Source organism: Apibacter sp. B3706, from assembly GCF_011082725.1.
Classification (GTDB): domain Bacteria; phylum Bacteroidota; class Bacteroidia; order Flavobacteriales; family Weeksellaceae; genus Apibacter.
In genome coordinates this window covers 534,072-558,495 of the sequence record NZ_CP049715.1, presented here as the reverse complement: position 1 = coordinate 558,495, position 24,424 = coordinate 534,072, and the positions used below count along the sequence as shown (strand labels likewise).

Annotated in this window: 19 protein-coding genes and 1 riboswitch; of the genes, 7 read left to right on the top strand and 12 right to left on the bottom strand. The window is 30.4% G+C overall.

Annotated elements, in window-relative coordinates; genetic code table 11:
• Positions 1–18 precede the first annotated feature (18 nt).
• A complete protein-coding gene (locus tag G8C41_RS02455; RefSeq protein WP_105297915.1) occupies positions 19–351 on the bottom strand; it encodes a MerR family transcriptional regulator in 333 nt (110 codons plus the stop codon).
• A 118-nt stretch (positions 352–469) separates the two neighbouring features.
• A riboswitch (cobalamin riboswitch) is annotated at positions 470–669 on the top strand.
• Positions 670–789: 120 nt separating this feature from the next.
• Here G8C41_RS02455 and G8C41_RS02450 point away from each other — a divergent pair.
• The 3 genes from G8C41_RS02450 to G8C41_RS02440 all read left to right on the top strand — a co-directional run bounded on the left by G8C41_RS02450 (position 790) and on the right by G8C41_RS02440 (position 5,693).
• Positions 790–2,826: a TonB-dependent receptor gene (locus G8C41_RS02450; RefSeq protein WP_221411734.1), complete on the top strand. Its 2,037-nt coding sequence runs from the start codon at positions 790–792 to the stop codon at positions 2,824–2,826.
• Complete coding sequence (locus G8C41_RS02445) at positions 2,823–3,953, top strand: YncE family protein (protein WP_166005999.1); 1,131 nt, start codon at positions 2,823–2,825, stop codon at positions 3,951–3,953. Before G8C41_RS02450 ends, G8C41_RS02445 begins: the two co-directional genes overlap by 4 nt.
• 345 nt (positions 3,954–4,298) lie before the next feature.
• A complete protein-coding gene (locus G8C41_RS02440; protein ID WP_166005998.1) occupies positions 4,299–5,693 on the top strand; it encodes an NADH-quinone oxidoreductase subunit N in 1,395 nt (464 codons plus the stop codon).
• A 253-nt stretch (positions 5,694–5,946) separates the two neighbouring features.
• Here G8C41_RS02440 and G8C41_RS02435 read toward each other — a convergent pair whose 3' ends face one another.
• Positions 5,947–7,035 carry an agmatine/peptidylarginine deiminase gene (locus G8C41_RS02435; protein WP_166005997.1) on the bottom strand — a complete coding sequence of 363 codons (1,089 nt, stop codon included), beginning with the start codon at positions 7,033–7,035 and terminating at the stop codon, positions 5,947–5,949.
• A 99-nt stretch (positions 7,036–7,134) separates the two neighbouring features.
• Here G8C41_RS02435 and G8C41_RS02430 point away from each other — a divergent pair, with 99 nt between their 5' ends.
• Positions 7,135–7,593 (top strand): GtrA family protein, encoded by a 459-nt coding sequence (locus G8C41_RS02430; RefSeq protein ID WP_255410613.1) that lies wholly within the window; start codon positions 7,135–7,137, stop codon positions 7,591–7,593.
• Between the two features lie 156 nt (positions 7,594–7,749).
• Here G8C41_RS02430 and G8C41_RS02425 read toward each other — a convergent pair whose 3' ends face one another.
• The 9 genes from G8C41_RS02425 to G8C41_RS02385 all read right to left on the bottom strand — a co-directional run bounded on the left by G8C41_RS02425 (position 7,750) and on the right by G8C41_RS02385 (position 18,528).
• On the bottom strand, positions 7,750–8,670 hold the full coding sequence (locus tag G8C41_RS02425) for an LD-carboxypeptidase (RefSeq protein WP_166005996.1): 921 nt from the start codon (positions 8,668–8,670) through the stop codon (positions 7,750–7,752).
• Between the two features lie 99 nt (positions 8,671–8,769).
• Positions 8,770–9,216, bottom strand: a complete 447-nt coding sequence (locus G8C41_RS02420; RefSeq protein ID WP_166005995.1) for a heme-binding domain-containing protein — start codon at positions 9,214–9,216, stop codon at positions 8,770–8,772.
• A gap of 43 nt (positions 9,217–9,259) precedes the next feature.
• Positions 9,260–10,867, bottom strand: coding sequence for an Ig-like domain-containing protein (locus G8C41_RS02415; RefSeq protein WP_166005994.1), 1,608 nt, complete (start codon positions 10,865–10,867; stop codon positions 9,260–9,262).
• Between the two features lie 287 nt (positions 10,868–11,154).
• Positions 11,155–12,261: a DUF3810 family protein gene (locus tag G8C41_RS02410; protein ID WP_166005993.1), complete on the bottom strand. Its 1,107-nt coding sequence runs from the start codon at positions 12,259–12,261 to the stop codon at positions 11,155–11,157.
• A gap of 2 nt (positions 12,262–12,263) precedes the next feature.
• Entirely contained in the window at positions 12,264–13,493 is a 1,230-nt protein-coding gene (locus G8C41_RS02405; RefSeq protein ID WP_166007653.1) for an ABC transporter permease, read from the bottom strand.
• 270 nt (positions 13,494–13,763) lie between these two features.
• Positions 13,764–14,468 (bottom strand): VIT family protein, encoded by a 705-nt coding sequence (locus G8C41_RS02400; protein ID WP_160566746.1) that lies wholly within the window; start codon positions 14,466–14,468, stop codon positions 13,764–13,766.
• Between the two features lie 40 nt (positions 14,469–14,508).
• Positions 14,509–15,162 carry a DUF2461 domain-containing protein gene (locus G8C41_RS02395; protein WP_166005992.1) on the bottom strand — a complete coding sequence of 218 codons (654 nt, stop codon included), beginning with the start codon at positions 15,160–15,162 and terminating at the stop codon, positions 14,509–14,511.
• Positions 15,163–15,319: 157 nt separating this feature from the next.
• Positions 15,320–16,852, bottom strand: a complete 1,533-nt coding sequence (gene guaA, locus G8C41_RS02390; RefSeq protein WP_166005991.1) for a glutamine-hydrolyzing GMP synthase — start codon at positions 16,850–16,852, stop codon at positions 15,320–15,322.
• Positions 16,853–17,349: 497 nt separating this feature from the next.
• Positions 17,350–18,528 carry a sigma-54-dependent transcriptional regulator gene (locus G8C41_RS02385; protein WP_166005990.1) on the bottom strand — a complete coding sequence of 393 codons (1,179 nt, stop codon included), beginning with the start codon at positions 18,526–18,528 and terminating at the stop codon, positions 17,350–17,352.
• 157 nt (positions 18,529–18,685) lie between these two features.
• On the opposite strand from G8C41_RS02385, the gene ribA reads away from it, so the two are divergent.
• From ribA to G8C41_RS02370, 3 genes are all read left to right on the top strand, one after another.
• Positions 18,686–19,276: a GTP cyclohydrolase II gene (gene ribA, locus G8C41_RS02380; protein WP_160542033.1), complete on the top strand. Its 591-nt coding sequence runs from the start codon at positions 18,686–18,688 to the stop codon at positions 19,274–19,276.
• 267 nt (positions 19,277–19,543) lie between these two features.
• The gene (pepT, locus tag G8C41_RS02375; RefSeq protein WP_166005989.1) at positions 19,544–20,791 is read left to right on the top strand and encodes a peptidase T; all 1,248 of its coding nucleotides are present in this window, start codon (positions 19,544–19,546) and stop codon (positions 20,789–20,791) included.
• A 19-nt stretch (positions 20,792–20,810) separates the two neighbouring features.
• Positions 20,811–22,367, top strand: coding sequence for a S8 family serine peptidase (locus G8C41_RS02370; protein WP_166005988.1), 1,557 nt, complete (start codon positions 20,811–20,813; stop codon positions 22,365–22,367).
• A gap of 59 nt (positions 22,368–22,426) precedes the next feature.
• Here the strand turns inward: G8C41_RS02370 and G8C41_RS02365 are convergent, their stop codons facing one another.
• A complete protein-coding gene (locus G8C41_RS02365) occupies positions 22,427–24,358 on the bottom strand; it encodes a site-specific recombinase (protein WP_166005987.1) in 1,932 nt (643 codons plus the stop codon).
• Between the last annotated feature and the right edge of the window lie 66 nt (positions 24,359–24,424).

Genomic DNA, 24,424 nt, shown 5'->3' with positions numbered 1-24,424 from the left:
TTGTCTTTATTTAAATTTTTATTCGTCTAATAATTCTTTTAACTTAATTAATTCTGCCTTCACTAACTCTAAACGAGCAATGATTTCAACTTTTTTGGATAAATTTTTTTGTGATTGTAAAACAACTTTTGCTCCTTCTAAGGTATATCCTTTTTCTTTTACTAAATGAAAAATTATTTTAAAATTTTCAATATCTTTTGGGGTAAAAAAACGGTCACCTTTTTTATTCTTTTTGGGTGAAATACTATCAAATTCTTTTTCCCAAAACCTTATAAGTGAAGTATTAACATTAAAAGCCTGTGCTACTTCGCCTATAGAATAATATAATTTTTCAGGAAGTTGTACGTTCATTATTCAAATCTAATGATTTTTTAATTCAACTTACTATTGTTCGTTTAAAAAATTAATCTTTTTTTAGAATTATTAGTACTACCCAAATAATCTATAAGGATGCCCTAAAAATATTTATTTATATTTGCCTAAATTTGGTGATTGTTATTTACCGATAAATACGCAATCTTAAAAGGGAATTCGGTGAAAATCCGAAACAGGCCCGCTGCTGTAATCTTCTAGTACGTTTTAAGAGATATACCACTGAGGAGTTGCTTTCTTGGGAAGGTTCTTAAAATGAAGTAAGTCAGAATACCTGCCAAATTTAACTATAGTTTTACAAGTTTACAAGCTTTCGTGGAACAAGGCTGAAACATTAAAAGCATTTCATATTCACTTTTCCTGTTTACTTTTCCGGAAACTAGTTTACTATATCTGTAATTTAAGATATTCGACTCCATGATGATGAACATCAATCATAAATATAGTGTATTTGCTTTTTTATTAAGCCTGATGAGTCCATTATCTTATTCCCAAGAAAAAAAAGACAGCATTACTGTAACAGAATTACAGGAAATACTGGCAACGGGAAAAAGAAATGATAAGGGAATAATTCCTTTCCAAGAATTGAAAGGAAAAGAATTAGAAAATCGAAACAGCTCTTCGGTAGCTGATGCCGTACGATTATTTTCAGGAATTCAACTTAAAGATTATGGAGGTGTAGGAGGAATGAAAACAGTTAACATTCGAGGAATGGGAAGCGAACACGTGGGGGTATTTTATGATGGAATAGCCATAGGAAATGCTCAAAATGGTATGGTTGACTTAGGAAAATTTTCCATGGATAATTTAGAATCAATATCAGTATACAACGGACAAAAAAGTCAAATTTTCCAACCCGCTAAAGATTTCGGCTCTGCGGGAAGTATCTATTTAACTACCAAACGTCCTGTTTTTACGGGTGAAAAAAAAACTAATATAGGTGCCACCTATCGTTCCGGATCGTTTCATTTAATTAACCCCTCCCTCCTATGGGAACAAAAATTATCCTCATTAATTTCATCTTCTCTTACTATGGAATATATTAATTCAGATGGAAAATATAAATTTCAACAAAAGAAAGGTAATTGGGATACGATCGCTGTAAGACAAAATGGTAACATAAGTGCTTTTCGAACAGAAGGAAATTTATTTGGTACCCTACCTAATGGTAAATGGAATCTGAAAGGATATTATTATGATTCAAGCAGAGGAATACCCGGTGCCGTTTTAAAAAATTCGTATAAAAGGTATCAGTTTGCTCAACAATGGGATCGTAATTTCTTTTTGCAGGGTTCTTTTGAAAAAATAATCAGCACAAAATACAGAATAGCATTAAACGCTAAATATGCTCATGATTTTACCCATTATAAAAATTTAGAAGTTTTTAATGACCCTATTTGGGGAAATAAATTTTCCAATCGTATTAATAATACTTATAAGCAAGATGAACTATATATTTCATCTTCACAACTGGTTACTTTATTTTCTTTCTGGGATATTTCTTTATCTGCAGATTACCAACATAATGGAATGAATGCCGATTTAAAAAATTTCTCTTCTCCTTCGAGAAATACAGAAATGATCGCTTTGGCTACTGCTTTTCATTGGGATAAAATTAAAATTCAAACAAGTGTTTTAGGTACATTTGTGCAAGAAATAACGAAACACATGAACAGTATGGGTACAGCTTCAGACAGAAATGAATTTACCCCAGCTGTTTTCTTAAATTACCAACCTTTACATTCTAAAGATATTAGCATTCATGGTTTTTACAAGAGAATTTTTAGAATGCCAACATTTAATGATTTATACTATACGGATTTTGGAAATTCAAACTTAAAACCTGAATATACTAATCAGTTTGATGCAGGTATTCGTATAAATAAAAACTTTACTTCCGGTAGTTGTACTCATTTTGATTTTACTATCGATGCCTATTATAATACGGTCAAAGATAAAATCATAGCTTATCCCAAAGGACAACAATTTCGTTGGACCATGTTAAATTTTGGTAAAGCACGCATAAAAGGATTAGATTTATCTTCTAAGACTTCAATATTAGTAAAAAACGTTTTAGTTTCAACCTTTATAACCTATACGTATGAAGATGCACAAAATTTATCTTCTCCTATTTTAAATTATAAAAATCAACTTCCTTATATACCTTGGCACAGTGGAACATTTACTTTAGAAGCTGCTTACAGAGATTGGAATCTAAATTATAGCTTTATGTATACGGGAGAACGGTACAATTCTCCTTCTAATAATCCTGAAAATCATGTAAAAGCTTGGTATACTCATGATATACAACTTTCAAGAGAATTATTTTTCACTCATATCAAATGCAAAGCATCTTTACAAATTAATAATATTTTTAATAAATATTACGACATAGTAGCCAATTATCCCATGCCGGGTAGAAACTATACGATCATCATTAAATTAAACATATGAAAAAACTAGAAACTATGGTAGCAAGGAAATTTTTAGTACCAATTTTAGTAATTATTACAGGGTTCATTGTTTCTTGTAGTAATGACGATTCATGGTCTGAAGATGATTCAAACATTATATCCCAACCGGATGCCAAAAAAGGGTTATATATTTTAAATGAAGGTAATTATCAACAAAACAACTCTTCTCTATCCTATTTTGATTATGATACAGCCGATTTTTTTAATAACTATTTTACTAAAATCAACCCTGATCAAGGTGGATTGGGCGATACAGGTAATGATTTAAAAATTTATAAAGATAAAATGTATGCCGTAATCAATGGTTCTAATTATGTTGAAATTATGGACGCTAAAACAGCCAAGCATATAGGAAAAATAACTATTCCAAATTGCAGATACATTACATTTAACGGCGACTATGCGTATGTGTCTTCATATGCCGGTTCTACTCCCAACGGACAAGGATATGTTGCCAAAGTTGATCTTGCTAACGGCACCATTGTAAATGAAGTTACTGTCGGACGCAATCCGGAAGAAATGACTATTGTAAATAATAAGCTTTATGTTGCTAATTCAGGAGGATATTATTCTCCGGATTATGACACAACGGTTTCTGTAATTGACATGAACAGTTTTACAAAAATTAATGATATAGAAGTCGGTAAAAACTTACATAGAATACGTAAAGATAAGAATAATCATATTTGGGTTACTTCAAGAGGCGATTATGCTAATTTAAAGCCTTTCGTTGCTGTTATTGATCCATCGACTGATCAAGTCATTAATAAACTGGATATAGCGGTTTCAGACTTCACTTTTTATAAAGAAAAACTTTATTTTTATGGATCGGAATATTCTTCAGGAAAAACTATAAATAATTATGGTATTATAAATATAGATACGCAAAAAGTGATAAGTTCCGAATTAATCAAAGAGGGTTCAAAGTCTGAAATTATGTCCCCATATGGGATAATTGTTGATCCTGAAAATGGCAGCTTTTATATTGGGGATGCTATGGATTTTGTTTCCAATGGAAAAATATATTATTTCTCAAAAAATGGCGACTTACAATGGTGGAAATCAACCGGCGTATCTCCAGGACATTTTGCTTTAGTAAGTAAATAAATTTTTTAAACTACTATAGCTTTAAAAAAAGTAAAAAGATTGTTTTTCAACAATCTTTTTACTTTTTGGTACTATATCTTAATATCCTACCTATTATATAGCATAAAAATATTGTCGGAAAACTGATGAAAAATGGGTAAATAAATAATACTATTGCTAAATGTTAAGATAAAATCTAAAAATTGGCAAGGCATCTGAAATTTAAAACAACTTATTATATTTCATAAATTTATCAAATATATCGGCGTTATTATAATACGATACTATTTTCATTTTTTAATTTCACAGTTTAATCAAAAATTGTAACTTTGGCAGCAAAACTTTACAAAAAATACTAAAAATATAATGAGCATCATCATCATTATTTTCGCAGCAGCCATTCTGAGTTTATATTCAGGTGTTTTCGGGCAAGGAAAATACTCTCAACCATTTGCAATTTTAGGATTACTTATCGCTTTGATCGTCTCTTTTTACGGAGATAGTCCTTTTTTCACACGATATGCCTCCATGTTTGCTTTTGATCAAACAGCTAAAATATTTACTCAAATATCTATTTTGACCACTTTGCTAATCGTATTCTTAGGAAAATATGCATTTCGTCTCATAGATCATCATCAGGCAGAGGTATATAGCTTAATGCTTTTTGCACTTTGTGGCGGTATAGTCCTTTTCTCCTACCAAAATTTAATTACTTTATTTCTAGGTATTGAAATTTTATCTATTCCTTTATATGTATTAGCAGGAAGCAATAAGAATGACTTACGTTCCAATGAAGCTTCCATTAAATATTTCCTATTAGGAGCATTTGCAACCGGATTTTTACTTTTCGGAATTGCATTAATATACGGTATAACCGGATCTTTTGATTTACAAACTATTCGTTTATACAGCATACAAGCGACTCACTACCCTACTATGTACATAACCGGTATAATTCTATTGTTAGTCGGGTTACTTTTTAAAATATCCATAGTTCCTTTTCATTTTTGGGCTCCGGACGTATACGAAGGATCACCTTCCCTGATCACCGCTTTTATGGCTTCTGTGGTAAAAATATCAGGTTTTGTTGCTTTATATAAATTGGTTGAAACAGCTTTTATCGGGCAACTAAACCAATGGCAATATATAATTTTCTATGCAGCAATTTTAACATTATTATCTGCCAATATTGTAGGTGTATTGCAAAAAAATGCTAAAAGAATGTTGGCATATTCCAGTATTTCGCATGCTGGTTATTTATTGCTAATTTATTTTAATACAGATGCTAATTCTATCTATACATTAGCATTCTATTTATTAGCTTATTCACTTTCAACTATAGGTGCTTTTATCAGCCTTATTTACATCGAAAGAATTTCAAATGGTATTACCGATATAAATGCTTTCAACGGATTGGCTAAGAAACAACCCATCTTAGCTTTGGTAACTACAATCTCTCTATTATCAATGGCAGGTATTCCGTTAACTTCCGGATTCATTGCTAAATTTACGTTGTTTTCACAAGCATTATATACTCAACCGATATTAGTCATTATAGCTATTATAGGATCTGCAATCAGTATTGGATACTATCTTAAGCTTATCATTGCCATGTATTTTAAACCGGGTTATAAAGAATTAAATGAAGCTAAAAAAGCTCCAATTATTTACAATGTTATAGCTGTTATATTGGTAATTTTAATAATCCTTTTGGGAGTTTATCCTGAACCTGTTTTTTCTTGTTTAGCTTTGGCTAATTAAGAAATAAACAGTTTTTAATGTTGAGCATTATAAGGTTAGATCAACAATATTATTTAAAAAAGATACGCATAATTATATCATACAAATAATTAAAGTCGCAATATAATTGCGACTTTATTATTTACTTTAATTTGCTAAAAACTAGTATTTTTATCTCTCCATTTGTAAATTACAAAGTGTTCTTTGTTTCAGATGATTTGGTTTAAAATTAAATCGTTAAAAAGATCCATTCCACTTTTTTAATTGATAGCTATTAAATCGCCGGTTCCTGTTGACTCAAACAATGGAAACTACCTAATCCCCAAATGATATCAGTGGAATCTATTCCTATTACATTTCTATTCGGAAAACATTTTTTTATGATATCCAACGCTCGTTTATCATTTTCACCATTAAAAATTGGTACAATCACTGATTTATTAGCTATGTAAAAATTTGCATAAGAAGCAGGTAAACGACATCCATCGTAATATACCGGTTCTGGCATAGGTAATTCTATAATTTGTAAAGGAGAACCATCGGAAAGTTTCATAGCTTTTAATTGTTTTAAATTTTGTTGTAATATGTGATAGTTTTCATCATTTTTATTATTTTCTACCACAGCAAGTACGGTATTTTCATTTATAAAACGTACGGTATCATCTATATGACCATCTGTATCATCGCCAACAATTCCCTCATCGATCCAAAGGACTTGATTTACTCCATAATAATTTTTCAGATATTCTTCGATTTGACTTTGATTTAAATGAGGATTTCTGTTTTTATTAAGTAGACATGACTTAGATGTTAGGACCGTTCCTCTACCGTTAAATTCAACGGAACCACCTTCCATCACTATGCCCGGATTAAAAACAGGTAATCTTTCTTCTTTGGCTATATGGAGAGGTATTTCATTATCCAAATCATAGGGAGGATATTTATCACCCCAGGCATTATAATTCCAATTTACAATGGCTTTTTTATGTTCTAATGAATGGGGATTAATTACAAACGCGGGACCATGGTCGCGACACCATGCATCATTAGTCGGATGAATATAAAAATTGATCATATCCAAATTAGCATTTGTTTTTTCTATATAATTCATGGCAAAGTCTTTCATCTCAACACTAACCACATTTATATTAACTTCTTCCCCATTAGATACTTCTGCAATAAATTGCGCATACGGAGCATAGATTTTTTCAATTTTACCCGGCCATGATAATTCTTTATGCGGCCAAGATAACCAAGTAGATTTATGAGGATAAAATTCAGCCGGAAAAAAGAATCCCAATTCTTTAGGAGTTTTATTTAAAAATTCTTGCGGAGTATATTTCATATAATCTTTGCTTGACATATTCAGTCTATGTTTTAAATTATTATTTATTTAATCCAAAATTACAGAAATAAAAAAAATTAATCTATTTTTGTAAAAATTTTTAATAATTTCTATTAAGTGATCACTTCCATAAATAAGCACAAAAAACAATTAGTTTTGTTTTTTCTAGCAGGAGCCTTAAGTGCCGTAATTGAAATTTTTTGTATGAAATTACTAAGCTTGCCTAATATGCTGCCTCATTTTTTTTCTTTTGAAAACAAGTCCAACGCCTACCCATTATCCAATCTTTTATCTACCGGAGCGGGTATTTTGAGCAATTATTTTTTTAGCATTCGCTATGTTTTTGAACGAGGTAAACATTCCAGAAGAAAGGAATTTGTATTATTTTTTAGCCTTTCTATAATTACTATGTTTATGAGCTGGGGAGCATTTGCGTTTTTTCATTTTTTCGTTAACAAACCCATTAATTTTTACTTTTATACTATAGGAGACATAGTATTTTGTAAAGCTGCCGCTATTTTCGCAGTATCTATAATCAATTATATCGCAAAAAAGAAAATAGTATTTTCTAATTAATAAAAATTTATAATCTTATAATCTAAATACAGTATAATATTTACTGTATTTAGGATTTTCATGCTTTGAGGTAAGTTTTAATACTACCTATATATATTGAAAAAAGATCGTATTTCGGATCTGATATATTTATTTTCTATTAACTATATCTATTGATTAAATTGTATTTCTAAGAAAAACCTTATCTTTTTGTATATCTAGAATTATGTTTCCTCCCATCATTAAGGCGCGTGTATCGAAAATATGTCCCCCGGGAAAACCAAATGCCATGGGAATATTGTATTTTTGAAACCGTAAAGCAATAATTTTATAGGCTTCTTGATCAAACGGTTCATCATAGAATTTATTTTCATCTTTTGAATCCATTTTCGTAAAAGCTCCTACCAGTAATCCTTTAATTTTATTAAGTACTCCCGCTCTTTTCAATGCGATCAGCATTCGATCAATATGATAATAATTCTCATACCAATCCTCCATAAATATAATTTTATCTTCCCAATGATCTAAGGATCTACTTCCTAACAGACTGTATAAAATCGATAGGTTGCCTCCCGTCAAAATTCCTTCAACTTTTCCTGTTTTATTAAAAGAAGTGCTTTCTATTTCATATTCAAGTTTTCTATTCTCTAAGGCATCAACAAGAGTTGTATAGGTTTCATCTGACTGTCCTTGCGGTAATGATTTACAAACGGTTGCATGTAAAGTAGGAATTCCTCTTCTATTAAAATGCTGATGAAAAACCGTATTATCCGAATATCCGATTAACCATTTAGGATTTTCTTTAAATTTATTCAATTTTAAAAAATCCACTAGTTGCACACCTCCGTAGCCGCCTCGAGCAAACCATATAGCCTTAGCATGAGGATGATCTAATGCCCATTGCAAATCTTCCAACCTTTCTTTTACTTTTCCCGAATAATTATATCCGAAGTAATAATGATTGAATGTATTTTTACCTATTTCATACTTCCAGCCTTGTTTTGTAATTATATCTATCGCCGGTTGAATGTCCTCTTTTTTAACTGCTCCTGCCGGTGCTACAATTAAAATAGTATCTCCTTTTTTAATAGGTTTCATAAAATTATGATATAGACTCATTACTATCCTGTTCTGTTGATTGATTTAATTTTCTTTTACTTTTTCCATCTAACAGGTATCTACAAAATGTATGCATTTTTAATTTTTTATGCTACATTGTGTCCGAAACCAATTAAGTAAAAGGATATAATCTTTTTCCGATAAATTCGCGTCTTTATGCATCCAAAGATAACTGTTGAGGGGCATGGTTTTATTTTCAATTACTCGGTATAGGGATGAATTAATATGTTCTTTCTGATAACGATTATATTTTCCATATTCTGAAAAATTAACGTATTCTTTTCCTTGATTTACATGTTCTTTAATAAACCAAGATATAGGAGCAATGGAAGAATACCATGGATAATTTACTTCATTGGAATGACAATCGTAGCAGGCTTTTTTTAAAATTTTTTGTATTTCCGGAGATGCATATGTTACCCGGTTATAGTCTATTTTTTTGTCAACCGATGGATTTTCTTTATCTATTTGAATTAATTGGAAAGACAAAAAAATGAAAATTCCATAAAGCAATATTTTCTTCATCAGTAATCAATTACCGTTTATAGTTTAAATATGGATACTGAATTTATAAAATCCAAACTTCATTAATATCCCATAAAGGTCTGACATCGATAACATTGGGATATAAATAGGTAGGTTCTGCCGGTTTGAAATTTTCCAGATCTGCCGAATCCCAAATTCCGTTATTATTCTGATCTACCAATATACGAATCAAATATTTTCCCGGTTTCATGTTTTGAAATATAAAAGTATCTTGCGATCCATAAATATTTTCCAACACTTCGTATTTTTCATTTACCAGTTGAAAGAAAAATTTTGAATCAGGCTTATTTTGTAATCTGATACTTAAATTTCCAAATTCATTCTGCTTTTTGGTTTTAATAACATATGACAACGTATCTTTATTAGTTTGATTTAAAAAATCTTTAAATGATTGATCTTTGATGGTTACCTTGTATTCCGTATCATAAGCTACAGGAAATTTAATAGCAATATTTTTAGCATTTAAAGAATCTATTTCCGCATTAAAATTTATGGGTTCATTATTTTTACTAACTTCTATTCTGTTTTTGTCAATCCGATTAATGTAATTGGATGCTTTTAACATAAAACTGGCAGTGGGAGAAACTTCTTTTTCGATGGGTGTAATTGACAACTCAGACTTTAAGGTATTATCATATAATAAATTAAGCGTATCTACTTTTTGAAGGTATTTTAAAAGTAATTTTATTCTAAATTTCTTTTCTGTTTTTTTGAATTCTGCATTGTTAAAATATACATATAAACTGTCTGCAAAGGGCTGATGTTCTATTTTATAAGAAGGAAAATCACGATCAACAGGAGTTATACTTAATTTATCGGGGTGTCCTTTAAATTTAACTTTTATTATGCCTTGACCCTCTTGTTCTGCTTTTAAAAATTTGTACGATTGCTTTACAGGAGACAATACTAATGAATAAGTTTCCGGATACAAAGGATTAATATCTTGTGCTGCAAATCCTACCATTTCTTTATCCGTGTCAGGAATTAAATTTGAATTTAGATCATTAAATGCCAATAATCTATACTTTCCTTCATGCAAATGTTTTAATTTGAAATTTCCTGCAGAATCTACTCTTGAAATGTAATAGGGTTTATTTTTTAAATTTACGGAATCTTTACCTGATTTATCTTTTTCAATCTTATACAAGGATACGATCGTCGGGTTTGCCAATTCTTTTTTTAAACTTTGCCTAACCGTACCATTAACTTGTAGACTATCAATTGTATTTCCCGTAGAAAATGTATAGGAAAAATTGTTTAATTTATTTCCTTCGTTATTATCTTGAATACTCGATCCAAAATTGATAGTATAGGTAGTATTCGAAAGTAACGGTTCATAAAAACGAACGGTTACATATTTCCTTGCCGTACCTACAGGAGAAATGGTAGGAGTGATTCCGGGGGGGGGTGAAATGATGACCTGCTGTGCTATATCTTTCAAAATCACATATTCATCAAAATTTAATACAATTTCCTTAGTATTAGGATTAACATTTGTAGCTAATGTATCCGGTTTAGAGCCTAAAAATTTAGGGGGTGTAATATCTTTAGGACCTCCGCTTGGACTCCCAACTCGTGCACATGAAATTATTAGGCTGCTTACTACAAGAATTTTAATTATTTTATACATATACAAAGTTTAGTATAGTGTTTACAAATATACTTATTGTGTCCCATTGTCAAGTATTTAATTCTTAATTTATCTTCATCGATGTAAATTTTTGTTTTATACTTGAAAATACCTGATTTTATTGACTCAATAAATCATGATAATCTGATGTATGACCGGGCACTAAAGTAAAGGGAGGAACCGGATATGATATTAACTATAACCAGTTGATTATATGCAAAGTTTATGAGATTAGTGAAGATATAAATTTATATAACTATATACTATTGCTACTCTTAATTTTTATTTTATTGAATTAAAGGGTTTTCTTTTAAAAACAAGGAAGGATATTGTTTTTTGTAATAGCTGACAATCATTTGAGATACAAGATTATAAGCAATAATTCCCTCTTTTTGCGAATTTGATTTAAGGTATATATTATTCATATAAGAAAATACATCTGATCCTAACCCTGACATTCCCAGATAATATTTTTTTTCTTTTTCTCGATCCAATTTCATTCCTTCCGAATAATTTCGTAAAAGTAAATGCACAAATGCAGAATCATTTACATAGATTTCTCGTAATAGATAATTTAATGCTTTATATTTAACACTATATTGAAAATCTTTATTGGGTGAAGATTCTCCCATATAAAAGGAATAAAAGTTTGCTTCATCTTCTCTGGCTACTCCTACCTGATGTCCCATTTCATGTGCTATGGTAAAGGGGATCGATGTATCGGGAATTCCTTTAGCAACTTGAGCTTCTCCTGTAAATGGATTATAATATCCCAGTATTCCCAATTTAATTAAAATGGGATTAAAGATTGATTTTTTAACGTTTTCATTTTGCCTCGGAATACCATAAAAAGCACTTTGTTCTTGATTAATTATTTGAATCATTTTTTCACGGTTGACCGTAAATTCTCCTTTTTTATTGTTGGAAACTTCCTCCTTTAGTTTAACACATTCATTCAACAAATGACCCGCAACAATTTTATAATCAATTAGAAATAATTTTTCTTGAGAATTTTCATATTGGGAGAAATTTCTATAGTTGTATAAAAGCCCAAACGACAACATAAACCATCCGTATAAAATGTTTAAAAGAAGTAAGATCTTGATAAAACATGCTGTTATTTTTTCTTTCTTCTTTTTAATAAAAAAAACGAATGCTTGTATCAAACATGCTAAGATAAATACGGCTAAAATTATATAAAATATATCTCCTATTGAAATTGAAATATTTCCGAATACTGAATTTAAAAAAAACTTTACTTTTATTACAAAATGATAATACCAACTATCTGTCGGATTTAAACTCAATTTTATAACTTGAAATATGAAAAATTGCAACAAAAGTGAAGATAATAAACCGCTTATACTTACTTTTATTTTCTTCTTATTTAACATATTTATTGAAATTTTATAGCTTTTATAGGAGATATTTTAGTTATTAAATAAGAAGGTAAAAGTAATACTATTCCGCTAATAACTAAAGAAACCAAAGATATAATAAAAATATAAAAGAAATTTATGTAAACCGGTACTGAACTTACATAGTAATTATCAGGATTCAATTTTATAACCTCAAAATACTTTTGAATATATAATAATGCAATAGCAATACAATTTCCCACCAACAATCCCGGAATCATTATGAAAAGAGTATAATTTATAAAAATTTTTCTAATTTGTTTATTTGATGCTCCCAACGTTTTTAACATTCCTATTGAATTGGTTCGCTCAATAATCAGAATAAGAAGCACCATGATAATATTTATGACAACTACAACCATCATAATCGACATGATTATGAAAATATTGGTATCAAAAATACGTATCCAATCATTGATTTGTGAAAATGTTGTTGTTGCCTTTTCTGCATAATTATTAAATCCGGCACATTCTTCAATTTTAGGGAAAACCTTGTCTAAATCTTCAATATCTTTTATAAAAATATCATATCCTCCTATATCATCTCCGTTCCAATGATTTAATTTTTGGATATGTTGTATATCTCCTATCAAAAAGACATCATCAATTTGTTTTATGTCTGTTCTGAAAATCCCCTTTAACGTAAATCGTCTGTAAATAGGTGTTTGATTTTCTCTTACAAAAAACATGACAAAGGTTGAATCAATATCCAGCTTCATTTCCTTGGCAATTTTTTCGGACAAAATCACCTCATTACTTATCGAATTTTTAGAATAGTTGGGAATTTCCCCTTTAATCATGAATTCTTTAAATCGTTTGCGGTCAAAATCTTCCGAAACTCCTTTTAAAATAACTCCGGCAAAACTTATATTTGTTCTAATTACGCCGCTTCGGGTAGCATATTCTTGAATATTGGAAACCTCAGGATTATTTTTTATTTTTTCAAGCAGTACATTTTTTCTATTTAGTTTAGAACTATTGAATGAATTGTTACTGTCGTAACTTCTAATGGTGATATGACCGTTGAAATCGGCCATTTTTTGTTTAATGGCTTTTTTAGATCCAAGCCCTATAGCCATAGTTAAAACAGATACTACGATACCTATTGCAATAGCCGTTTGACCGATACGAATGATGGTTTGCGAAAGATTATTTTTATTACTTTTTGATAAAGCTATTTTTTTGGATATAAACCAGGTAAAATTCAACTCGGAAATTTTTTTCAAATATAAATAATTGTTTACTATTTTAACCTTTTTTAGCCTATTTCGTTATATAATCGTGGCTTTTAAATTTATGTGTATATATATTTTCTATAAATTGAATCATTCCATATTATTTTTAGTTAGTATTTATTGTAATCATTAATGATTTAAAGGTTTAATTGTACCTTAACTAAAATACAGGTAATACATTTGATTTCTGAAACATTCCATTAGATAAAAACAATTTAACAGATTAATTCTTATGAATTTATACTATCCGACTTGAACGCCAAAAAGATGTCCAACTAAGGCTGCTAAACCCATTGAAAGAGTGCCCCAAAAAGCAATTTTGAACATTCCTTTTAGCATGCTATACCCTCCGGTCTTTGCAGATATGGCTCCAAGTATAATAAGAAAGATAATTGAAAATAAATATTGCATTAAAACCATATGAGTGAGAGGTGCAAAAATCGAAAGAAGTAAAGGTAAAATTCCACCCGATAAAAAAGAAAATAAGGATGCTAAAGCTGCTTGTAAAGGACGAGCTTTAGATATTTCATTAATTCCCAGCTCATCCCTTGCATGGGCTGCTAACGCATTATGATTCGTAAGTTGTTCAGCTACTTTAATCGATAATTCCTTATCTAAACCCCGTTTTTGATATATTTTAGCTAGTTCTTCTAATTCAACTTCAGGTGTCGCATCTAATTCTCTTTGCTCTCTGATTAAATCCGATTTTTCAATGTCCTCCTGGGAACTTACCGAAACATATTCTCCTGAAGCCATAGACATGGCTCCGGCAATTATCCCCGATACGGCAGATAAAATAATAAATTCTCTATTGGTACTAGCTGCTGCAACTCCTATTACTAAACTGGTTGTAGAAAGTATGCCGTCATTTGCTCCTAAAACTGCTGCACGCAACCAACCGATCTTATGAACATAATGTTTTTCTGAGGTATAAGATTTTTTTTCCATCATAATGAATTAATCATCAATCATTATACCTTAATTGGATTTATTCGTGTGCGAATTCTTCTAAAAATTCGTAAATCGGATGCATAATTTTATATAGATTCGTAGTATATTCTATAAAGCTATTAGTAAATAATTTTTCTTGGGCGAAGGGTTTGGTTACATAAAATCGTTTTAATTTCAAATATTCAACTGCCGGGCTTTCTATATTAAATCCTACAGGTACTCTTTTTAAAACATCGAAATCTCTGGATAAATCGCCGATTTCTTTTTTGAATTTGCTTTCAGATAGAATCGATTTAAATTCTTCAAAATTTTCTTCAATACCTTTTCGAACGTTCTTTACTTGTTTCGAAGTCAAATCATAAAATCCGCAGCTTAGAAAATTATTATTCGGTTGTATGTGTATATAAAATCCTGATCCTTTTTTTTCATTGAATACCGCTCCAAAATGAGTTTTATAAGGAGTTTTGTCTTTTGAAAATCGTATATCTCTATAAATCCTGAATATACATTTTTTAGGATTTAAATATCTAGTTTGGATATCAAATTGAGAAATTGATTGAAGCAACTCAGTCACTAATTGCTCAAAATCTTTTCGTGAATTTTCATACCAATCTTTATTTTCAGCAAACCATTCTCTATTATTATTTTTAGTTAATTCTGATAGAAAATTTATAGATTCTTTATGCAACATGCCATTTTATTTACTATATACAAATATATCAATAAACATTATATTTAATTACAAAAATATGAACATTTAGTTATCTTGTCCACTTATTCATGAAATGTTAAAATAAAAAACGCCCTGAATTGAATTAATTCAGGACGTTTTTTTTATATATACTATTTTATTCCCATTCAATAGTAGCCGGTGGTTTAGAAGAAATATCATAGGCCACGCGATTTATACCTTTAACTTCATTGATAATACGATTAGAAACCAATTCTAAAAATTCATAAGGGAATTTTGACCAAGTAGCCGTCATAAAGTCAACAGTATTGGCTGAGCGTATCACTGCTGTATATTCATAAGTCCTTTCATCCCCCATAACTCCAACCGATTTCACGGGCAAAAGAACTACAAATGCCTGACTTACTTTATCATATAAATCGTGTTTATTTAATTCCTCAATAAATATATCATCTGCTTCTTGTAAAATTTTTACTTTTTCTTCGTCAACTTCACCTATCACGCGTATTCCCAAACCGGGTCCGGGGAATGGATGACGGTATACCAATTCTTTTGGAATGCCTAATTCAATACCTACTTTTCTAACTTCATCTTTAAATAATTCTCGCAAAGGTTCTAATAATTGGAGATTAAGCTCATCAGGTAATCCGCCTACATTATGATGTGATTTAATTACTGCTGAAGGTCCTTTTATAGATTTGGATTCTATTACATCGGGATATATAGTTCCTTGAGCAAGGAAATCTATATTTTCCATTTTAAAAGCTTCTTCTTCAAAAACTCGTATAAATTCATTACCAATAATTTTTCTTTTTCTTTCCGGCTCATCTACACCTTTAAGTTTAAAGAAAAACCTTTCTTCTGCATTTACTCTTTTTATATTCATATGAAAATGCTCTCCGTACACTTTCATCACCTTGTCTCCTTCATTTTTACGCAATAAGCCCGTATCTACGAAAATACAGGTAAGTTGATTTCCTATGGCTTTATGTATTAAAACAGCTGCAACAGAAGAATCTACCCCTCCGGAAAGTCCGAGCATTACTTTTTTGCTGCCAACTTTCTCTCGGATCTTTCTGACTTCAGTTTCTATGAAATCAGAAATCTCCCAGTTTTTACTGCATTGACAAATATCAAAAACAAAATTTCTTAATATATGCTCTCCATAGTCACTGTGGGAAACCTCAGGATGAAATTGAACAGCATATATTTTTTTATTTTCATGAGCAATACATGCTATAGAATTAGTGGATGTTCCAATAAGTTCAAAACCCTCGGGTAATTTAGTAACTTCATCAAAATGACTCATCCATACTGTAGAGTTTTCAGGTAAATTAGTCAGTAACGGAGTATTCTTAACAATTTTAAAATCAGACTTCCCATACTCTCCTTTTATTCCTTCCGATACTTCGCCTCCTAAAATTTTAGCCGTAACCTGCATACCGTAGCAAATTCCCAAAACAGGTATATTTTGCTCGTATAGTTCCTTTTCAACCAGATGAGCATCCTTTGAATTAACGGACGAAGGACCTCCGGAAAGTATAATTCCTTTAGGCCGGTGTGATAATATTTCTTCTAATGGAGTATAGTAGGGTAAAATTTCAGAGTATACACCAAATTCGCGGATTCGACGTCCAATCAATTGATTATATTGGGAACCGAAATCCAAAATGATAATTCCATTTTTCATTAAGTATCGTATAAATATATTTTTAATGCCACCGATGAACTTTATTTAAATTAAAAACCTTATGATATGTATATGTACTTAAAATCAGTTTTTACTAAACTGAAATTAATGTATATATTTTTGAATCATTGGTTTAAATATTTCAAAATGAGTTCCGGCTGAATTTTAAATTAAACAGAGTTTTATTATTAAAATTCTGCAAATTTAAAAAATTTATAATAGATCTCTACATCCAGCATTTACGGCTTTATAACATATTTACTCCATATAATAAATATATGTTAAATTATGGTAAAATGTATTTAATTTATAGCACTATTGACTACAATTAATTAAAACCAAATAATTATTTAAAATAACATAAATAATTCAATATTTAGCCCTATTAAATATATTTATATGAATATATATTAATTTATATTATACAATTTAAAATTAGTAAAAGAAAATAAAATTATAGATTTTATAAAATAAAAGTATTTTTAGCTTGATTAGTATTAACAAAAATTTATAACATCTTGTTTAGTGATTGTATCTCCTCCCAAAATAATTAATCTCTCCACAACATTCCTTAATTCACGGATATTTCCGGTCCATTCAAAAGTTTTTAATAATTCAATAGCTTCTTTATCAAACTTTTTAACTTTAGAACCCTGTTCTTCTGCAATAATTCCTGAAAAATGTTCAATTAACAGAGGGATGTCTTCAATTCTGTCTTTCAATGCCGGAACTTTTAGTTCAATAACAGACAATCTATGATATAAATCTTCTCTGAATCTTCCTTGTTTAATTTCTTCTTTTAAATTTTTGTTCGTTGCAGCAATTACACGAACATCTACAGAAATTTCATTATCACTACCGACTCTGCTAACTTTTCCCTCTTGTAAAGCTCTTAAAACTTTTGCCTGAGCTGATAAACTCATATCACCTATTTCATCCAAAAACAAGGTTCCTTTGTCAGCTAATTCAAATTTACCTTGCTTATCTTTTACTGCTCCCGTAAAAGATCCTTTCATATGACCGAAAAGCTCGCTTTCAATTAATTCAGAAGGGATAGCTGCGCAATTTACTTCGACGATAGTCATTGCGGCTCGATCACTTTTTTCATGTATGGAATGAGCTACCAATTCTTTACCTGTACCATTGGGACCGGTAATTAATACCTTGGCATCTTTTGCAGCTATTTTATCAATTATTTCTTTAATTTCGTTTAGCTTTTTAGAATTTCCGATCATTTCATACTTCTTGCTTACTTTCTTCTTTAGTATTTTATTCTGAGAAAATAGCTTTTGGTTTTCAGTGATCAAATTTTTCTTATCCAATGCGTTTCTTACTGCACTTAATAACCTGCCTAAATCCGGGGGTTTGGAAATATAATCAAAAGCCCCTTTTTTAATACAATCAACTGCAATTTCAATAGTACCGTGTCCCGAAATCATAATAAAGGGCAATAAAGGTTTTTCTTTCATGACCTGACATAATAATTCCTCACCGTCCATCTTTGGCATTTTGATATCACAAATTACGAGGTCATATTCATTCTTGTCAATTAATTGCTTAGCTTCCAATCCATCTTTAGCTTCATCAATCTCAAATTTTTTATTTTCATCAAGCAGTATGTTTTTTAAAACTCTTCGTATAGTTCCCTCATCTTCAACAATTAAAATTTTTGTCATAAATTAATTTATTTGTACTTACAAAGATACTGCTTTTAGGTTAAAAATTGATTGCTATATAGTTACTCATTTAGATTTATCCTAAATAAAGTTAATGAATACTGCCAATTTCACATATCAATAATTGTATTAATTTTGCTATTTGTAAATAATGAAGATGAAAAGACAAGCGGAAGCTAATTTACCCACCGAATGGGGAGAATTCGAAATAATAGCATATTCGGAAAATGAAAACGATTGGATGCCTCATCTGGCAATGATCAGTAAAAATACGGATTTAAGTAAAACCGTAAATATTCGTATACATTCTGAATGCATTACAGGGGACTTATTTCATTCGAAACGATGTGATTGTGGAAAGCAATTAGATGCGGCCATGAAATATATTCATGAAAATGGAGGGGTTCTCCTTTATTTAAGACAAGAAGGTAGAAATATCGGAATTATCAACAAACTCAAAGCATACAATCTTCAAGATAAAGGTCTCAATACTGCTGAAGCTAATATTGAATTAGGATTTCCAGCCGATGCAAGAGATTTTAAAATTGCCGTGGAAATTTTGGAGGACTTGGGTATCCAATCTGTAAATTTATTAACTAATAATCCGGAAAAGATATCGTTTATAAAAGATAGTTCGATTAAATTAATCCATAGAATCCCTCTTGAAATTAATCCGGAAAAAGAAAATTTAGAATATTTAAAAACTAAAAAGGATTTCTTCGGTCATTTTCTGAATAATATTTCTTAAAAAAATATATTTACTTCATTAAAGGAAAATTATTTACAACGTGAGTATTTATATTATTTTTTATATTTTATACTAAATTTTAGGGAATATGGGTTTTCATTCAAATTAAAATCCAAAGATTTTAATTAAAAATATAACTAATTAAATGATTAAATTCCATTAGACTCAATAAAAAGTTTAAGTGTTCATCTATATCATTTATTAAATCTTTTAATAACAAATATATTTTTTTATAAATTTGATGAAATTATCACTATCTATTAAATAATGTCAACAAATTTAACCTCACAATGGGAAGATAAACTTCTTAATCGTTTTTTAAAATATGTTAGCTTTCATTCTACCAGCGAAGCAGGTATAGAAAAAATACCTAGTACTGAAAGACAATGGAATATAGCCAACTACATTTTCAATGAATTAAAATCCATAGGATTGGAAAATGTTTCCATTGATGAAAACGGTTATGTTATGGGTTTTATTCCTTCAAACAGTTCTCAAGAAATACCAACCGTGGGATTTATATCTCATTATGATACTTCACCTGATTTTTCAGGAGAAAACGTAAAACCTAAAATTTGGAAGAATTATGATGGTAATGATTTACTTTTAAATGAAGCCACCGGTTTTACATTAAAAGTTACTGAATTTCCTGAGCTTAAAGATCACATGGGAGAAACTTTAATAACTACCGATGGAACAACCTTACTAGGAGCTGACGATAAAGCCGGAATTGCAGAAATAGTAACCGCTGCGGAATATTTATTACAGAATCCCGAAATTAAACATGGAAGAATAGCCATTGGATTTACTCCCGATGAAGAAGTTGGAAAAGGTGCCGATTTGTTCGATGTAAAAAAATTTGGTGCTAAATGGGCGTATACTGTAGATGGCGGTGAAGTTGGCGAGCTGGAATTTGAAAATTTTAATGCCGGAGGAGCTGTCATATCAATTATCGGTAAAAGTGTTCATCCCGGATCTGCAAAAGGAAAAATGATTAACGCGGGCTTACTGGCTGTTGAATTTGCAAATGCCATGCCTTCAGATGAAACACCGGCAAACACCGATGGCTATGAAGGATTTTATCATTTGACAAAAATTACCGGTAACGTTGAAAAAGCTCAATTGCAATATATCATTCGAGATCATGACTTTAAAAAATATAAATCAAGAAAAGCCTTTATGAAGGATGTTAGTACGAAACTTAACTCCAAATACGGCGAAGGAACTTTTAAAATTGAAATTGAAGATCAATATTTCAATATGAAGGAAAAAATTGAAGATAAAATGTACATCATTGACATTGCAAAAACCGCAATGGAAAAGGTTGGAGTTACCCCTAATATTAAAGCAATCAGAGGAGGCACAGATGGTTCGAAACTTTCCTATATGGGATTGCCTTGTCCGAATATATTTGCCGGAGGTCTTAATTTTCACGGACCTTATGAATTTGTACCTTTAGAATCTATGATTAAAGCAACTCAAGTAATAATAGAGATTTCTCAAAATATAAAGTAAAAATTAAAATTCACTCCGTATGAAAAAAAAATATGCTGTTCTTTTTTACCTTTTTTCTCTACTTTTTATAAATGCTCAAACAGGTAACAAAATTATTGTTAAGCTGAAAGATAGTTCTCATGGAGAATTGAATCGCGCGAATAAAGTATCCGGCATAAATAGATTATTTTCGTCGAGTAAAGCAGAGAAAATCGTACTGAGCGAAAAAGACCATAATACCATTTACACCGTAGAATTCCCGGAACATTCTGATTTAAAAAAAATTATTGAAGAATATTATAAAACCGGAGAAATTGAATACGCCGAACCGGACTATATTTATACTACTCAAGTTCAATCTACAACTGTTCACCCAAATGATCCGTTTTATAAATATCAATGGGGATTGCATAATGACGGATCGATTTCAACCGCTATAAATAATTATCCTTCCAAAATAGGAGCGGATATAAATATGGAAAAAGCCTGGGAAATTGAAAAAGGGAGTGATTCTATAATTGTGGCAATAATTGATACAGGATTAAATATAAATCATCCGGAACTTAAAAACCGATTCTGGTCTAATATAGGTAAAAATTTTATCGAGAATCAAAACCCCAACGACTTATCTTCCACCAATGACCATGCAACCAATATTGCAGGTATTATCGCAGCAAATGCTAATGATGGTATGGGATTTGCCGGAATTGATTGGTATTGTAAGCTAATGATTCTAAAAACTTTGGATAACGACGGTTCCGGGTATACAACTGCTATTGCCAATGCAATACATTACGCCGTTGATAATGGCGCCAGAGTAATTAATTTGTCATTGGGTAGTAGAAATTATTCCCAATTAATGAGTACGGCAATTGAAAAAGCCATAAAAAATAATGTGGTCGTAGTAGCAGCTATGGGAAATGAAAATAGCATTCAGGAGAATTATCCCGCAGCCTATCCCGGTGTTATTGCGGTTGGAGCTATAAATGCTGAATCTAACCGTTCTAATCCTTTTTTTCGCACATCGAATACCGGAAGTAATTATGGAAATCATATTTCTGTTGTAGCTCCCGGAGATGTTATTTGCAGTATATATGATAATTCAATATTTAATCTAAATAATTGCTTAAGTGGCACTTCACAGGCTACTCCTCATGTTGTGGGATTAGCTTCTCTACTTTTGGCTCAAGATTCACGCAGAACTCCCGCCGATATTAAAGCTATTATTGAAAAAACAGCTGACGATCAAATGGGAAATCCTTTAGAGGATACCCCCGGTTGGGATAAATATTACGGATATGGAAGAATCAATGCTTATCGTGCTCTTTCAGAAAAAATTATTGATGAAAATAATGATTTAAATAAAAAAAGCGTAAAAATATATCCTAATCCGGCTAAATATAAATTTACTTGTGATTTTCCTTCAAATACTACACAAATTACCATTTTTACTAATTTGGGACAGATTATTCAATCTAAAACTATTAACGGATTGACTAGTGATAGCTTTTATATTTCACAACCGGGAATATATTTTATACATTTTCAATTAGATGACGGTAAAAAAATTTCCAAGAAAATAAGTATTATAAAATAAATCTTAAGAGATAATGGATTTAAAAACAACTTTCAGAAGATCACTGAAAGTTGTTTTTTTTATTCTATTGGTAAGAAAAAACGAGCCGGATTTTTTATAAATAATTTTAATGCTGAATAAAGTATTTTTCCCATTTCTTTAGTCGGGACATTAACGGATTTCATAGCAACCCATAATGATAACGAAAAGCTTACCAGAAAATTAAATAATCCTATTCCGAAAATTCCTACAAATCCTAAAATAAAGTCTCCACATGAAATATCAAAGTTAAAAAACGATAAGGCCATTGCATAATTACCTCCTGAAAATGTAATATGGCGAATATCGAAAGGTACGCCTAAAAAGTTACCGATCAGAAATGCGCTCCCCAAACAAAAACCTAAAAAAACATTTCCCGAGATACCTCCTATTTTTTTATTATACCAATTGGCCCAGCTCCTTCTTCTTTTTTCTTTGACAAAACGTTTTAGTAAAGGATGATTATAAAGCCTTTCCGGTATATTGTGATAGCGGGTATAATTTTCTGTGATTCCTGATATTAAGCCGGATATAAACAAAAATAGACCTGCAATGGAAGCAAACCAAAAAATTTTAAAATCAAGGTGAACCACTTCATCTCTAAAATCGGTTGCTTTATGCAAGTTCAATAGCTGAATTCCTGTAAAATAGGACAAAAAGTAATATAATCCTACGCCAACAACAAAAGCTGCAAAAACATTACCTATAAAAGCGATAAACTGGCTTCTGAATATTCTTGAAAATAACAATCCAAACTCTGTATAATCATTGGCAGATTTTTCATCTTGATTTAAAGCATGAGCCAATGTAGCCGCTGTCATGGCGGGTTGTTTGGTTGCTAAGGTCCAATGAATTAGGTATATAGAAACAAATCCCCAGGAATAATTTAGACTGTACAATAAGGCTTGGATAAAAGGCGTATAAGTACGCATACCTATTTGAGCTTTTATAAAACATAAAATAGCCACCAAAAAACCTCCTCCCATTGCAGAATAAAGCATTTGGATGTACTCTTTTGATGTATTGGTTATGTATTTTTTTCCCGCTTGTCTATTGTGCCATGTTACTAAAGAAGCAACTACATAAAGTGTACTTTGAAATGAGTTTGTAACACTACTTTTTGTTGAGTATATACCCAATAATTTTTTAGTAATGTTAGCCATTGCAAGGGATAAAGATTTATTATCCAGTAGATAGAGAGCATTTAAAAGTATAAGTATACGATCCAATTGTTGTCTTAAACAGGTTACTTTAATCGTAATCGGTAAAGATATACCTTTACTTTCTTTTTGATCAATGATATTATCTAAGTAAATTTTACATAATTTGATTTGATCGGATAAAGTATCTATTTTTTCTTGATTTATAATTTCATGATCTTGTAATATCTTTATAAGACTGCTGGTTAATTTTTGAAATGGGTTTTCTTCAATATTCCTTATGTAACTCATTTTAAAAACTTCTGTATCTGCAGCTCCTCCTATAACCCTGTCAATTAATATGAGAGCCCCTTCTCTGATTTGTTTAATTACATATCCCCTATTACAAATAATTACATCATCATTAAATAAAACTTCATAAAATTTTTCCCATCGGTCCAGCGGAATCAATTTCATGAAATTATGGTTTACATTAGAATAAAGAACTTCATTAGCTAATGAGAGCAGCGTTTGGTCATCAGAAATTTGAGGTAAAATTTTATTACCTATTTGTCTGAAAAATAATGATATCAGTTTATCATTAGTAAATATTCCAAAATCCGTTAAAAATTTCTGCATGTATATATTCCTGAATAAAGGAATAAGACGCCCGATAAATTTTTCTTTTATGGAATCATTAGTATGTAATAAGTTGGTAATATAGTCTATAAAATCAATAGAGTTATCAAAATTTTTCCTACCGTATTTTAGCAAACTCAGTAAAAAATTACGCTCTTCTCTATTATTTAAAATCTTAATTAATTTTTCTTCCATCTTTATCTTCCGACTAACTTTAACATCTCATTTTATATATTGTATTTTTATCTGTAAACTCTATGA